Source organism: Pseudomonas sp. B37(2017) (assembly GCF_002112885.1).
GTDB classification, from domain to species: domain Bacteria; phylum Pseudomonadota; class Gammaproteobacteria; order Pseudomonadales; family Pseudomonadaceae; genus Aquipseudomonas; species Aquipseudomonas paraglycinae.
On record NZ_NEIX01000010.1, the window covers coordinates 239,736 to 254,049 of the forward strand.

At 61.4% G+C, this 14,314-nt stretch carries 15 protein-coding genes; 5 read left to right on the forward strand and 10 right to left on the reverse strand.

What is annotated here, in order from left to right; all coding sequences use genetic code 11:
* Nucleotides 1-34: 34 nt before the first annotated feature.
* Complete coding sequence (locus CAF90_RS23360; RefSeq protein WP_007952542.1) at nt 35-790, forward strand: ABC transporter substrate-binding protein; 756 nt, start codon at nt 35-37, stop codon at nt 788-790.
* On the opposite strand, the gene CAF90_RS23365 is transcribed toward CAF90_RS23360, so the two are convergent.
* The 5 genes from CAF90_RS23365 to gpmI all read right to left on the reverse strand — a co-directional run bounded on the left by CAF90_RS23365 (nt 771) and on the right by gpmI (nt 7,359).
* A complete protein-coding gene (locus tag CAF90_RS23365; RefSeq protein WP_085608652.1) occupies nt 771-2,171 on the reverse strand; it encodes a Vps62-related protein in 1,401 nt (466 codons plus the stop codon). The two genes, CAF90_RS23360 and CAF90_RS23365, sit on opposite strands and share 20 nt — an antisense overlap.
* Before the next feature lie 106 nt (nt 2,172-2,277).
* On the reverse strand, nt 2,278-3,054 hold the full coding sequence (locus CAF90_RS23370; RefSeq protein WP_085608653.1) for a divergent polysaccharide deacetylase family protein: 777 nt from the start codon (nt 3,052-3,054) through the stop codon (nt 2,278-2,280).
* A 2-nt stretch (nt 3,055-3,056) separates the two neighbouring features.
* Nucleotides 3,057-4,376, reverse strand: coding sequence for a S41 family peptidase (locus CAF90_RS23375; protein ID WP_007952532.1), 1,320 nt, complete (start codon nt 4,374-4,376; stop codon nt 3,057-3,059).
* Between the two features lie 33 nt (nt 4,377-4,409).
* Nucleotides 4,410-5,696 (reverse strand): murein hydrolase activator EnvC, encoded by a 1,287-nt coding sequence (locus tag CAF90_RS23380; protein WP_085608654.1) that lies wholly within the window; start codon nt 5,694-5,696, stop codon nt 4,410-4,412.
* A 136-nt stretch (nt 5,697-5,832) separates the two neighbouring features.
* A complete protein-coding gene (gene gpmI, locus CAF90_RS23385; protein WP_085608655.1) occupies nt 5,833-7,359 on the reverse strand; it encodes a 2,3-bisphosphoglycerate-independent phosphoglycerate mutase in 1,527 nt (508 codons plus the stop codon).
* Between the two features lie 152 nt (nt 7,360-7,511).
* Between gpmI and CAF90_RS23390 the strand changes: the two genes are divergently transcribed.
* From CAF90_RS23390 to secB, 3 genes are read left to right on the forward strand one after another with little or no spacing between them, the layout of a single operon-like run.
* On the forward strand, nt 7,512-7,925 hold the full coding sequence (locus tag CAF90_RS23390) for a rhodanese-like domain-containing protein (protein ID WP_007952524.1): 414 nt from the start codon (nt 7,512-7,514) through the stop codon (nt 7,923-7,925).
* 1 nt (nt 7,926) lies between these two features.
* Nucleotides 7,927-8,181 carry a glutaredoxin 3 gene (gene grxC, locus CAF90_RS23395; protein ID WP_007952522.1) on the forward strand — a complete coding sequence of 85 codons (255 nt, stop codon included), beginning with the start codon at nt 7,927-7,929 and terminating at the stop codon, nt 8,179-8,181.
* Nucleotides 8,182-8,238: 57 nt separating this feature from the next.
* On the forward strand, nt 8,239-8,724 hold the full coding sequence (gene secB, locus CAF90_RS23400) for a protein-export chaperone SecB (RefSeq protein WP_064382799.1): 486 nt from the start codon (nt 8,239-8,241) through the stop codon (nt 8,722-8,724).
* Between the two features lie 131 nt (nt 8,725-8,855).
* Here the strand turns inward: secB and CAF90_RS23405 are convergent, their stop codons facing one another.
* Nucleotides 8,856-9,311 (reverse strand): tRNA (cytidine(34)-2'-O)-methyltransferase, encoded by a 456-nt coding sequence (locus CAF90_RS23405; RefSeq protein WP_007952520.1) that lies wholly within the window; start codon nt 9,309-9,311, stop codon nt 8,856-8,858.
* On the opposite strand from CAF90_RS23405, the gene CAF90_RS23410 reads away from it, so the two are divergent.
* Nucleotides 9,310-9,750 carry a hypothetical protein gene (locus CAF90_RS23410; protein WP_085608656.1) on the forward strand — a complete coding sequence of 147 codons (441 nt, stop codon included), beginning with the start codon at nt 9,310-9,312 and terminating at the stop codon, nt 9,748-9,750. The genes CAF90_RS23405 and CAF90_RS23410 overlap by 2 nt on opposite strands.
* A gap of 410 nt (nt 9,751-10,160) precedes the next feature.
* On the opposite strand, the gene ntrC is transcribed toward CAF90_RS23410, so the two are convergent.
* From ntrC to CAF90_RS23430, 4 genes are all read right to left on the reverse strand, one after another.
* On the reverse strand, nt 10,161-11,597 hold the full coding sequence (gene ntrC / locus CAF90_RS23415; RefSeq protein WP_007952518.1) for a nitrogen regulation protein NR(I): 1,437 nt from the start codon (nt 11,595-11,597) through the stop codon (nt 10,161-10,163).
* A complete protein-coding gene (gene glnL, locus CAF90_RS23420; RefSeq protein WP_085608657.1) occupies nt 11,594-12,679 on the reverse strand; it encodes a nitrogen regulation protein NR(II) in 1,086 nt (361 codons plus the stop codon). Before glnL ends, ntrC begins: the two co-directional genes overlap by 4 nt.
* A 230-nt stretch (nt 12,680-12,909) precedes the next feature.
* Nucleotides 12,910-13,533 carry a DUF4124 domain-containing protein gene (locus CAF90_RS23425; RefSeq protein WP_085608658.1) on the reverse strand — a complete coding sequence of 208 codons (624 nt, stop codon included), beginning with the start codon at nt 13,531-13,533 and terminating at the stop codon, nt 12,910-12,912.
* Nucleotides 13,530-14,039: a DUF4124 domain-containing protein gene (locus CAF90_RS23430; RefSeq protein WP_085608659.1), complete on the reverse strand. Its 510-nt coding sequence runs from the start codon at nt 14,037-14,039 to the stop codon at nt 13,530-13,532. The genes CAF90_RS23425 and CAF90_RS23430 overlap by 4 nt, the downstream gene beginning before the upstream one ends.
* Between the last annotated feature and the right edge of the window lie 275 nt (nt 14,040-14,314).

The window sequence follows — 14,314 nt, forward strand, 5'->3', positions numbered from 1 at the left end:
CTCTTGGGCACGCCATGGATTTCGGTAGCCCGACATGATCAAACGCCTGCTTCTCGCCCTCGCCAGTGCCTCCGTGTTGTTGATCAACACCGGCCACGCCGAAGAAAGTCCCGACACCGATCTGGTGCTCCTCACCGAAAACTTCCCGCCGTACAACATGGCGAAGAACGGCAAGAATTTCGCCCAGGATGAAAACATCAACGGCATCGCCACGGACATCGTGCGCGAGATGTTCAAGCGTGCCGGCATCACTTACAGCCTGACCCTGCGCTTCCCCTGGGAGCGGGTCTACAAGCTGGCGCTGGAGAATCCCGGTTACGGTGCGTTCGTCATGGCACGCCTGCCGGATCGCGAAAAGCTCTTCAAGTGGGTCGGCCCGATCGGCCCGGACGACTGGGTCATGCTGGCCAAGGCCGACAGCAAGATCACTCTCGAAACCCTCAATGACGCGCGCAAGTACAAGATCGGCGCCTACAAGGGCGATGCGATTGCCGAGACGTTGACCAAGCAGGGTCTGAAGCCGGTGGTGGTGCTGCGCGATCAGGACAACGCTAAAAAACTCGTCAGCGGCCAGATCGATCTGTGGGCCACCGGCGATCCTGCCGGCCGTTATCTGGCGCGGCAGGATGGCGTGACCGGGCTGAAAACCGTCCTGCGTTTCAACAGCGCCGAGCTGTATCTGGCGCTGAACAAAGACGTGCCGGACGAAGCCGTTGCCAAGCTTCAGGCGGCGCTCGATCAGATGCGCAAGGACGGTGTGGTGGACGAGATCATGGGGCGGTATCTGTAACTATCGCTGATCCTGTCGTTGGTTGCGGATCCGCCTTGGGCTCCGCAGCCGGCAGCTTTTCAGGTTCCTGTTCGGGCGCAACGGCTGTCTGTTTCTCGAGTTCCTTCTTCGTGTCCTTTGCCGGCTCCAGCTCGGCGGGGTAATCCGCCAGATGCAGGCTATCCATATCGGTAAAGCTGAGGCGGCCCTCCACTTGTGAGCCATCTTCGCGAAGTAATCGGTAGTCGCTTTGCATCAGATACACCGCGGCGAACCGGTTTTTTCCAACCAGCGCAATAACTTCTGCCTCCGAGGAATTCACCCATTCATAGGGTGCCGATCCGGTGTTGCAGAAGCTGTCGCCCAGCCTGGCTGAGCAGGTGATGGCCGACTGAAGCGCAGACATTGCCGAAGACCATTGGTTGCCGATGTCGAGACCTGTATTGCGGGTGAACGTGCGCACCATCTCGAATGACTGGGCTCGGCTGGCTCTCCACCTGAAAGGGCGATGCATGTCAGAGCTGTTCCGGCCTTCGCCGACGAGCAAGTAGTGATCAGTTCTTTCCAGGCGGTAAAACGGTGAAGTCTTCAGCTGTACGAGGCTTGGCATCAGCGGGTCGCTGACGGCGAACCACGGCAATCTGACAACCTGTGTGATCCTGGATGGCGTCAGGGCGGCGGAGGCATCGTGCCCGGTCAGTACGGGAGCCGCCGGTGGAGTCTGGACCTGAAGCGGAATCGGCATCCGCAAGGCGTATGCGGTGATGGGCGCTGCAGGTTTGCTGTAGCCGTTAGCGCCGATAAAGGTGCCGGGGGCAAAGTAGATCTCCCCGGCGGGGGCGCTCGGGGGGGAGACGGTCCAGGTGCTGAAGTCGCGGTCGGCTCCGCTGCCCTTGTCGCTCCAGATCAGGGTGCTGGCACTTGAGGCTACCACCAGGTCGGCGCGTACACAGCGAACGGCGTTGAAGGACGGTTTGCTGCTGTCGTTGGAACATACCAGCCCGAGTGCCACATAACCTTCGGGTGGGATCGGCCGCCAGATAGAACAGTCACCGTTGGCCCGCGAGCCGGTATCGCTCCAGACCCATTGATAGTCATTGGGCCTGCTCAGTGCCGGGCCTTTGCCGGCCTCGGCATTTTGCAAGTCTCCTTCACGGACAACGGCCATTACCCGTTTTTCGTTGATGTTGTCCCGTCCGGAGATAACGAGGTCGCCCAAGGGGAAATAGCCGGGCAGCAGGTCGGGAGCCGGAGTGGGGCGCCAAAAGCTGCCGGGTTTTGACTTTGAGCCTGTGTTGTCCCAGATCCTGTGAAATTCGGTGGTGAAATTGATCAGCAGGTTTTCAACCGCTATGGGCTCCATTTGCCGAGTCGGTGATATGAGATGGGTTTGGGTGTCCATGATTGATCCTGAATAGAGAAAACGGCACGGTGGCCGCGACGGGTCTCAATATCCGGGTCTGGAGGTGGCGTCCTGCGGTATCTATTTATTGCTTGGTGACAACTTGTTACCGGTAAACGCCGTCTTTGCCATGAGCGGCTGTCGCACGATTACTGCGTACGCTGATCATTTGCTTGATGTCGATCCACTCGATGCCCTGAGCCTTCAACTTCGGCAACTCACGCTCCAGCACAGCCAGAGTCTGTGGATACGGATGGCCGATCATCACGGCCGAACCCTGCTTGTGCGCCAAGCTGATCGCCGTCTGCAACTGCGTCAGGATCGCTGCTTCGGTGCGTTCGTCATCGAGAAACACATCCCGCGAAACGCTCGCCAGATCGATTTTCTGCGCCTGTTGCGCAGCGACGGTCTGGGCGCTGGTGCGGCTGTCGACGAAGAACTTGTGGCGGCGCTGCAACTCGCCCATCAACCACGCCATCGCCACCGGTTGTGCGGTCATGCGGCTGCCCATGTGGTTGTTGATACCGGCGGTGTAGGGGACCATTTTGAACGCAGCGTTCAGGCGTTTTTCCAGTTCTTCGATGGGCAGTTCGGGATGCCAGGCGAACGGGCCGGTGGCCGGGTCCATCGGCATGTGCAGGATCACGACCTTGCCAGCGCGATGGGCTTCGCGGGCGAATTCGGTGGCGTGCGGGGTGTCGGGCATGATCGCTGTGGTCACCGGCCCGGGGAGGGCCAGCACGCGGCGATCCCGGGGCAGGTTTTGCCCCAGGTCGTCGATGATCAGCGTCAGGTAGGCTTTTTGAGGTGTTGGTTTGGCTGGTTCCGCGTGAGCAGCACCCGCCAGACAGCACAGTAGGACAAAGACGAAACGCAAAGACATCCTCAACGGCCGGACGTGATGCTCAGGCCTTTGAGCAGGCTCAGGGCCTGGGCCAGCTGGTAATCGTCATCCTGCGGCATCGCCTTGGCCTTGCCGCCGGAACCGGTCGGTTTGTCCGCGCCGCCGTTGCCGTTGCCCAGGTGGCCTTGCAGATCGGCTTCCTTGAAGTAGTCGTTGTCCGCCTCGTTGGTGATCTTGGCACGGCGTACTTCGATGTCCGGAACGATGCCCTGGGCCTGGATCGAGCGGCCGTTCGGCGTGAAGTACAAAGCGGTGGTGATCTTCAGTGCGCGGTCGTTGTTCAGCGGCAGCACGGTCTGCACCGAGCCCTTGCCGAAACTGGTGGTGCCCATGACCACGGCGCGTTTCTGGTCCTGCAAGGCGCCGGCGACGATTTCCGAGGCCGAGGCACTGCCACCGTTGATCAGCACAACCATTGGCACCGCTTCGCTTTCGTCCTTGCCGGTGGCGGAGAAGCGCAGTTCGGAATTGGCGATCCGGCCCTTGGTGTAGACGATCAAGCCTTTGGTGATGAAGTGGTCGACCACTTCCACCGCCGCCTGCAATACGCCGCCCGGGTTGTTGCGCAGGTCGAGGATGATGCCGTTGAGCTTCTTGCCGTTGTCCTTGCGCAGCTTGGCCAGGGCCTTGGAGACCTCTTCGCCGGTCTTGACCTGGAACTGGGTGATGCGGATCAGGCCATAACCCGATTCCAGCAGTTGCGCCTTGACGCTCTTCACCTGAATCACGGCGCGAGCGAGGGTTACGTCGAACGGCGTACCACCGTCACGCACCAGGGTCAGGGTGATCTTCTGGCCGATCTTGCCGCGCATCTTGTCCACGGCTTCGGTCATGGTCTGGCCACGGGTCGGCGCGCCGTTGATCTTGACGATGAAGTCGCCGGCCTGGATGCCGGCCTTCGATGCTGGCGTATCGTCGATCGGCGACACGACCTTGATGAAGCCGTCTTCGGCGCCGACTTCGATGCCCAGGCCGCCGAATTCACCGCTGGTGCTTTCCTGCAACTCGGTGAAGTCTTCAGGGCCGAGGTAGGCGGAGTGTGGATCGAGGTTGCTGAGCATGCCCTTGATCGCGTTTTCCAGCAGGGTCTTGTCGTCCACCGGCTCGACATAGGCCGCCTTGATCCGGTCCATGACCTCGGCAAAGGTGCGCAGCTCTTCCAGCGGCAACGGTGCCTTGCTGGTGGCGGCAGTACCTGCCGGAGCGACAGCCGGGGCCGGTTGAGCGGCAAACGCCAGAGGCGCGCCGATCACCAGGGCGATCGTCAGGGCCAGCGAGGTAAGACGGGACAAATGCAGCATGTCGAACGAACTCCTAATATCGGTAACTCACGCCTATCCTTGCGCGCGGCACCATTGCGCCGGATCACTCGGGTGACCCTGCTGACGAATTGCGAAATACAGCGCTGGTGTGTCCTGGCCACCACTGTTACCCACAGTGGAGATGGACTCACCGGCTTTTACCACGTCACCTGCCGACTTCAGTAGCGTCTGGTTGTGACCGTAAAGACTCAGAAAACCGTTGCCGTGATCGAGGATCACCAGCAGCCCGGCACCACGCAGCCAGTCGGCAAACACCACGCGCCCGCCGTGTACGGCATGCACCTGGCTGCCGGCGGAGGCGCTGATCATCACGCCGTCCCACTTGGTACGGGCATCGTCACCACGGGTTTCACCGAAGCGTGCCAGCAGTCGACCATCAACCGGCCATGGAAGTTTTCCCCGACTTGAAGCAAAAGGGCCACCGAAGGTCTCGCCGCCGCTGGACACCAGGGCGCCGGGAGTCGATCTGACCGGTTTGCGTGGGGCGTCGGTGTTTTCCGCCTCGGCCTCACGCAAGCGCTTTTTTTCGGCTTCCTGCTGGGCGATGAGCGCTTTCTGTCGCGCTTCTTCTGCCTCACGAGCCTGGCGGGCCAGGGTTTCTTCAATGGTTTTAAGGACTTTAGACAGGTCTGCCTGATCCTGCTCGCGGGCGGCCAGTTTCTGGTCCCGGGCTTTCACGTCGTCATTGAGTTTGGCAAGGGCCTGCTGGCGTTCCTTGCGGACCTTGTCGAGCGCTTCACGCTGAGTTTCGAGATCGCTTTGCTGCACCAGCAATTGCGCCTGCTGCAAGCCGATGTCCTTTTCGACATTGGCCAGTTGGCGCAGGGTTTCGTTGAAGCTTTTCAGCTGCTCCAGGCGAGCCTGGCTCAGGTAGTCGTAATAGGTGAGGGTGCGGGCGAATTTCTCGGGGTTCTGCTGGTTGAGCAGCAGCTTGAGGTATTCCTGGCGACCGTTCTGGTAGGCGGCGCGGGCCTGGATGGCGATCAGTCGCTGCTGTTCAGTGCGCGCGCTCTGGAGTTTTTTTTTCTCCGCATCGAGCCGCTGCAGCTCGGATTCGCTCTTCTTCAGCTCTTTCTGCAGGGCTTCGACCTGTTTCTCGAGCTTGCCCATCTCGGTTTCGGTGCCCTTGAGCTCCTTTTGCACGCCGGATTTTTCTTCCTGGAGCTTGCCCAGCAGTTTTTTCAGCTCGGCAATGTCCTGGCGCGTGGCGTCCAGTTGCTGTTGGGTTTGCGCGCGCTCATCCGCGAAGGCCGGTTGGAGCAGGCATGTCAGAGCGAGGGCGATCAGGACGCGAAGCATAGAGGCGGGCGGCACCAGGGTAAGGGACGGCCTAGTATGCCCGCCCGACGCGGCAAAAAAAACGCCTCAAAGCCAACTGCTTTGAGGCGTTCGTCATAAAAAGCCGTTTCAGGCTGATTACAGGGCGTTTTTGATATCAGACCAGAATCGAAGTGCCAGTCATTTCCGCCGGTTTTTCCAGGCCCAGCAGTTTCAGCATGGTCGGCGCCACGTCCGCCAGCACGCCGCCTTCGCGGACTTTCAGGTCACGCTTGCCGACATAGATGAACGGCACCGGCTCGGTGGTGTGTGCGGTGTGGGCTTGCCCGGTGGATTCGTCGGCCATCTGCTCGACGTTGCCGTGGTCGGCAGTGATCAGCGCTTCGCCGCCGACTTTTTCCAGCGCATCGACGATGCGTCCGACACAGGTGTCCAGGCATTCCACGGCTTTCACCGCGGCTTCGAACACGCCGCTATGGCCGACCATGTCGCCGTTGGCGTAGTTGACCACGATCACGTCGTAGCGCTGGTTTTCGATGGCTTCGACGATGCGGTCGGTGACTTCCGGTGCGCTCATTTCCGGCTGCAAGTCATAGGTGGCGACTTTCGGCGACGGGATCAGGATGCGCTCTTCGCCCGGGAACGGCTCTTCACGACCGCCGGAGAAGAAGAAGGTCACGTGGGCGTATTTCTCGGTTTCGGCGATGCGCAGCTGGGTCTTGCCGTTTTTCGCCAAATAGTCGCCGAGCACGTTTTCCAGGCTGCCCGGCGCGAAGGCGGCGGGGGCCGGGATGCTGGCGGCGTATTGGGTCAGGCCCACGTACTGCACTTTTGGCTGGCGTGCGCGCTCGAACTCCTTGAAACCGTCTTCGACAAACACGCGGCTCAGCTCGCGGGCACGGTCGGCGCGGAAGTTCATGAACACCACGGCGTCGCCATCTTCGACTTTCACCGGCTCACCGATGCTGGTGGCTTTGACGAATTCGTCGCTCTCGCCACGGGCGTAAGCGGCCTCCAGACCTTCCTGGGCGGTGGCGGCGTTGAATTCGCCGTTGCCATCAACGATCAGGTTGTAGGCCTGGGACACTCGGTCCCAACGGTTGTCACGATCCATGGCGAAGTAGCGGCCGATCAGGCTGGCGATGCGGCCCTTGCCGAGCGCCTGGAAGGTCGCGTCGAGCAGTTCGATCGACGAGGCGGCGCTTTTCGGCGGGGTGTCACGGCCGTCGAGGAAGGCGTGCAAGTAGATCTTTTCGGCGCCGCGCTTGAAGGCCAGTTCGGCCATGGCGATCAGGTGATCCTGGTGGCTGTGCACGCCGCCATCCGACAGCAGGCCCATGAAATGCACGGCCTTGCCGGCGGCCACGGCCTTGTCCACGGCGTCGCAGATGGTCGGGTTCTCGAAGAACTCGCCGTCGCGGATCGCTTTGGTCACGCGCGTGAAGTCCTGATACACCACGCGCCCGGCGCCGAGGTTCATGTGGCCGACTTCGGAGTTGCCCATCTGGCCGTCCGGCAGGCCGACGTCCATGCCGCTGCCCGAGATCAAGCCGTTCGGCACGGTGGCCCACAGGCGATCCAGCACAGGCTTTTTGGCCGCATAGACGGCGTTGGATTCGGGGCTGTCGCTGTGACCGAAGCCGTCGAGAATCATCAGGACCAAAGGTTTAGGCGTGGTAGTCATGGAATCCACTCGTGGCTAATAAGAAGAGGGCGATGGAAAAGGGAGTTGGAGTTTAAAGCGAAGTTCCGGCGGCGTCACCGCCGGACGGGGTTTGGCCGACCATAGTGGCTGTGTATACTGGCCGACATTTTAACGCCCTGGAACCTCCTTCGATGGTTGCTCACCTGATTGAATTTGCCACTAACCACTACATTCTTGTCGGTATCTTCGTCGTACTGCTGGCTTTGCTGCTGGCGCATACGGTGCAGGGCGGCGGTAAAAGCCTGAGCACGGGCGAGCTGACCGCACTGGTCAACAAGGAAGCCGGCGTGGTGGTGGATATCCGTCCGAGCAAGGACTACGCCGCCGGTCACATCGTTGGCGCGGTGAACATTCCCCAGGACAAACTGGCCGCCCGTATCGGCGAGCTGGAAAAACACAAGGCCAAGACCATCATTCTGGTCGACGCCCTGGGCCAGACCGCCGGCACCCACGCCCGCGAGCTGATGAAAGCCGGCTTCACTGCCGCCAAGCTGTCCGGCGGGATTTCCAGCTGGAAAGGCGACAACCTGCCGTTGGTGAAGTGACATGAGCGACGTCATCGTCTACTCCAGCGATTACTGCCCTTACTGCTCGCGCGCCAAGTACCTGCTCGCGAACAAAGGCGTGGCCTTCGAAGAGATCAAGGTCGATGGCAAGCCGCAGGTGCGCGCCGCCATGGCCCAGAAGGCCGGACGCACGTCCGTGCCGCAGATCTGGATCGGCGACACCCACGTCGGCGGATGTGATGATTTGTATGCCCTGGAGCGCGCCGGCAAGCTCGACGCGCTGCTCAAGGCCTGAACTGCTGCACCTGCAAACCAAGAACCCTAAAAGACCCAAGATCAGAAAGGATCTGAGATGACTGACCAACAGAACACTGCAGCCAGCGAAGAAGAAACCGCACCGCAATTCTCCTTGCAGCGCATCTACGTACGCGACCTGTCCTTCGAAGCCCCTAAAAGCCCGGCGATCTTCCGCCAGCAGTGGGATCCGGCGGTCGCTCTGGATCTGAACACCCGCCAGAAAGCCCTGGAAGGTGATTTCTACGAAGTCGTGCTGACCCTGTCCGTCACCGTGAAAAACGGTGAAGAAGTGGCCTTCATCGCTGAAGTGCAACAGGCCGGCATCTTCCTGATCAAGAACCTGGACGCGGCTTCGATGAGCCACACCCTGGGTGCGTTCTGCCCGAACATCCTGTTCCCGTACGCTCGCGAAACCCTGGACAGCCTGGTGACCCGTGGTTCGTTCCCGGCCCTGATGCTGGCCCCGGTGAACTTCGACGCCCTGTACGCGCAAGAGCTGCAGCGCATGCAGGAAGCCGGCGAGACTCCGACCGTTCAGTAAATGATCTGAGCGTTGACGCAAGTCCAATGTGGGAGCGGGCTTGCTCGCGAAAGCGGTGTGTCAGGTGGCATAAATGTCATCTGATGCGGCCCCTTCGCGAGCAAGCCCGCTCCCACATTTGTTATGCGGCGTTACTTGAAGTCGTTCTGCCGCCACGCTTCGTACACGGCCACTGCCACGGTGTTGGAAAGGTTCAGGCTGCGGCAGCCTTCGCGCATCGGCAGGCGCAGGCGCTGTTCGCCGGGCAGGGCATCGAGCACTTCCGGCGGCAGGCCACGGCTTTCCGGGCCGAAGATGAACGCATCGCCGGGGACGAACGCGGCATCGTGAAACGGCCGCGAACCCTTGGTGGTGAAGGCGAACAGCCGTGGATGACCGAGGCTTTCCAGGCAGCTGGCGAGGTCGGCATGGCGCTGCAAAGTGGCATACTCGTGGTAGTCGAGACCGGCGCGGCGCAGGCGTTTGTCGTCCATCTCGAAACCCAGCGGTTCGATCAAATGCAGGTGGCAGCCGCTGTTGGCGCACAGCCTGATAACGTTGCCGGTGTTCGGCGGAATTTCCGGTTGAAAAAGGATGACGTGAAACATGCACGGCTCCGAAGGTAAAGATGACGCGCATTCTACGCCGCAAGCGGATCCGCGTTCGAAACTATTCCCGCGGGTGATGGCATCGCTGGCGATCGTCGGTGTGATGGTCGGGATGATGATCGGCCGTTTGACCACGCCTGACCCAACCGTCTTGCAGCAGGTCGAGGTGATCGATGGCGGTCTGGCGGTCTGGTTCAACAACGAGCCGAAGCTGCACGGCGAGATCGTCGATGGCAGCCTCGCGTTGCTGTTCGAGGCTGAAGGCAAGGCGCAGAAAGGTCAGCTCAAGTTCAACGGCAAGGACGTGAACTGGCGGACGCGGCTGAGTGACGGGGGATTGTTGCTGACGCTGGTGGCGGCGCGGCCGCTGCAAGGCGACTGGGTTGGCCAGGCGGTCGATGACCGATGGCGGCTGGAGATCCATCTCCGGGAGCAATAAAAGAGGGAATCCCCGGCCTGCCTGTACCAAGGTTCCCGAAACGGGCGGGCTCATCGCATCGCGTTCTGAGCCGGTGTAAAGAAGGAACCCCTGACCTGCCTGTATCAAGGGCCCCAAAAGGGTGGACTCATCGAGTCCGGTGTAAAGAGGGGAATCCCCGGCCTGCCTGTACCAAGGCCCCCGAAAGGGTGGGTGAATCGAATCACCTGATGGAGTTGTTGCAGGGGGCGTGCCAGGTTTTCTCGTTTTGAAACAAAAAAGCCCGACACAATGACGAAGGCCCCGTAATACGGGGCCTTCGTCTTTTTACAGGGTGGGATTTTCAGCGGTTTACAGCGCAAGCCTGAGCCAGTGGCTGTGCCCGATTAAGGGTCACGGTGCCTTGCGGCGGTGCAGGCTGGCGCTGAATCTCAGCCTTCATCGCCCTCATCGTCATCCCCGCCGTCGACCTTCATTCCGAGCTCCTTGATCTTGCGGGTCAAGGTGTTGCGGCCCCAGCCCAGCAGCACCGCAGCGTCACGACGACGTCCGGCGGTGTGCTTTAGCGCCGTCTCGATCATGATCCGCTCGAATGCCGGCACCGCGCTGTCGAGCAGGCTCGACTGACCGCGCGCCAGGGCCTGATCGGCCCATTGGCGCAGCGCCTGTTCCCAGTTGGTCACTGGCGCCGAGTCCTGCGGCAGGCTCAGCAGTTCCGGCGGCAGGTCGCTGATGTGCACTTCGCGTCCGGACGCCATCACTGTGATCCAGCGGCAGGTGTTTTCCAGCTGACGCACGTTGCCCGGCCACGGCAGATTTTTCAGGTATTCCTCGGTCTCGCTTTTCAGCAGCTTCGGCTCCACCGCCAGTTCTTGAGCGGCGCGGCTGAGGAAGTGCTTGGCCAGGGTCGGGATGTCTTCGCGACGGTCCGACAGGCGCGGGATGTGGATGCGGATCACGTTGAGGCGATGGAACAAGTCCTCACGGAATTTCCCGGCGTGAACCAGGGTTTCCAGATTCTGGTGCGTCGCGGCGATGATCCGCACATCGACCTTGACCGGCACATGCCCGCCGACGCGATAGAACTCGCCATCGGCCAGCACCCGCAGCAGTCGGGTCTGGGTGTCCGCCGGCATGTCGCCGATTTCATCGAGGAACAGCGTGCCGCCGTCGGCCTGTTCGAAACGGCCGCGACGCAGGTTGGCCGCGCCGGTGAACGCGCCTTTCTCGTGGCCGAACAGCTCGGATTCCATCAGGTCTTTCGGAATCGCCGCCATGTTCAGCGCGATGAACGGCGAAGCCGCTCTTGGGCTGTGGCGGTGCAGGGCGTGGGCCACCAGTTCTTTGCCGGTGCCGGATTCGCCGTTGATCAGCACGGTGATGTTGGAGTGGCTCAAGCGCCCGATGGCACGAAACACTTCCTGCATCGCCGGCGCTTCGCCGATGATTTCCGGGGTGCGGGTCAGGGTCGGTGCGACTTCCAGGCCCTGTTGTTCCTGGGCGTGCTGATTGGCGCGCTTGACCAGCGACACCGCTTCGTCGACATCGAACGGCTTGGGCAGGTATTCGAACGCGCCGCCCTGATAGGAGGCGACAGCGCTGTCCAGATCGGAGTGAGCGGTCATGATGATCACGGGCAGCCGCGGGTGCTGCTCGCGGATCCGCGCCAACAGGTCCAAGCCGCTGGCACCGGGCATGCGGATATCGGAGATGATCACGTCCGGCTGCTGGCGCGCGAGGCGGCTCATCACGCCATCGGCACTGTCGAAGCTCTGGGTGGTCATGCCTTCCTGTTGCAGGGCTTTTTCGAGAACCCAACGGATAGAACGGTCGTCATCGACGATCCACACGGTTTCACTACGGCTCATGTCGATGTGGCTCCTTGTTCCAGTGGCAGAAAGATCGAAAACGTGGTGTGGCCGGGGTGGCTGTCACACTCGATCAGGCCCTGGTGCTGGCTGATGATGTTCTGGGTGATGGCCAGGCCCAGCCCGGTACCGTCCGGACGGCCGCTGACCATGGGAAAGAAGATGGTTTCCTGGAGTTCCGCCGGGATGCCCGGGCCGTTGTCGATGATCTCGATCTTGGTCACCAGACGATGGCGGACGTGGCCGATGGTGAACTGGCGCATAGCGCGGGTGCGCAGGCTGATGCGGCCCAGGCGCAGCTCGTTCTGGCTGCTGATGGCCTGCATCGCGTTGCGCACGATGTTCAACACCGCCTGAATCATTTGTTCGCGGTCGATCAGAACGTCGGGAATGCTCGGGTCGTAATCGCGCACCAGCGTGATGCAGCCCTGGCTTTCGGCCTCGACCAGGTGGCAGACACGCTCCAGCACTTCGTGGACATTGCACAGGGCCAGCGACGGCAGTTTGTTCGAACCGAGCATGCGGTCGACCAGATTGCGCAGGCGGTCGGCCTCTTCGATGATCACGTTGGTGTAGTCGCGCAGGCTGTCTTCCGGCAGTTCCCGGGCCAGCAGTTGCGCGGCGCCACGAATGCCGCCCAGCGGATTCTTGATCTCGTGGGCCAGGCCGCGCACCAGCATCTTGCTGGTTTCCTGCTTCGACAACTGGGCCTCTTCCTTGGTGATGCGCAACAGGCGGTCACGGGGATGGACTTCCAGCAGCAGCAGAGTCGCGCCGTTGCTGAGGATCGGCGTCACCGCGTAATCCACGGTCAGGGTCTGGCCGGTGAGAGCGGTGAGCATCGCTTCGCGCTTGGTGAACGGGTGCGCCTGCTCCACCGCCTGGCGCAACGAGTTGAGCGCCTCGGTGGACTCGGTGAACAGCTCGCTGATGAACTGCCCATGGCTGCGCTGCCCGCTGATGGCCAGCAGCATCTCCGCCGCCGGGTTCATGTACTCGAGGCGCAATTCGCTGTCGAGCAGGATGGTGGCGGTGGTCAGGTTGTCGAGTAGCAAGCGATGCAGTGCGTCACTGATGGTCATGAGGACCTCTTTTGGAGCATGGCGCGCGCAGGGATACAGCGCTGATGCGAGGAAAATGCAAAAACCAAACCAAGGCTCCGAAAAGAAGCGTTCAACCCCTGAAACGGGCGTTTGACGCTCGTTTGCGTGGCAGTCAAACCGCTCTGGCGGGTACTTTCGAACCAAAATGGGTTGGAATGTGAGTACGGTGCAGCGTATTGCACCAATATAGTGCGCAAAGCTGAACGGCGTCAGAAGAAACGCAGGAAAGGATTTTTCGGTTCTGCGGGTTTGTCTTTCAATGGGCATTCCGGGCGCACGCCATAGTCGGCGCTGACGCACGGTTTGACCTGACGTTTCTGCGCCAGGGAAATGCGCTGCATGTGGAACGGCTGGCTGGCGGTTTTCTCCACGGTTCGGCCCTGAGCATCGAGGATCTCCACCGACAGGTTGTGGCTGCCGCGATCGATGTTGCTCAGCGGGAATACCGGGCTCAGGCCGGGTTCGCCGACGGCCTGGCCATCCAGCAGCAGCCGATACAGATGAGCTCGTTGCAGGCCCGGCTCGCTGGTGACGCTGACGATCAGCTCGCCGGCGCTGCTGCGAATGGTCGCGTCCGGCTCGGGGATCAGCACGCGCAGCATGTCGTAGTGGAACAGCGGCGACTCTGCTGATTTTTTCGAAGGCGTGACCGGTGTAGCGGCGGTCGGATTCGAGGCCATGCGGTTGCTTGTGGCCAGCGGCACACGCTTGGCGTTGCCATGCGGTTGATCGGTGTAGACGCGATTGCCCTGTGCGTCGATGTAAGTGAACACCTCGGCCGATGCGCCAAACGCGATCAGCAACAGGCACAGGGCAATCAATCCCCGCATCATGGCTTGTGTACCCGCTGGACGGTGAACACCACCGCCGGGCTCTGCTGAATGATCGCCTCGCCATTGATCACCTGCACCGCCAGCCGATGCTCGCCCCGGTCAACGTTTACCAGTTGCAGGATCGGCACATTGCTCGGCTGGCCATAAGGCGCGTCGTCCAGCAGCAGACGCAATTGATGCGGCGGTTGCAGGCGCGGCTTGATCAACACGCTGACCGTGAACGTGCCGTTGTTGGCGCGCAGGGCCTCTTCGGTGGGCACGCCGGTCAGCTCCAGCACTTCATAGGCATTTCGCGCAGGCTCGCGGCTGGTGGTGTCTGAAGAGGGCGCGCTCGGTGCCTGAGGCTGGACGCTGTTGAGCGGCGGCAACTCCACCGGCTGCGCCTGCACGCCGTCCGGCGCATGATCGCTGTACACCGTGTTGCCGCTGGCGTCGGTGTACTTGTAGATCTGCGCGGCAGAGGGCAGGGCGATCAGCAGCAGAATATAGAGAAGGGTGCGACCCATGAAATCGACCGGAAACGAAAACGATGGGTTGCAGCATAGGCCAGTCGCGGCGGTTGGCCCAACTCGCTGCACATCCAGAAATGTATTCAAGCACCACAAGTCCCTGTGGGAGCGGGCTTGCTCGCGAAAGCGGCGGATCATTGGAGGTGATGCTGACTGATACGACGCCTTCGCGAGCAAGCCCGCTTGTGTCTAGGTAAGGGAATAGACTCTGGGGTGAGAGGGGTGAATGGCAAGCTGTGAGTCCGCGGTGCTTTAAGCACGAGTGGGAGCAA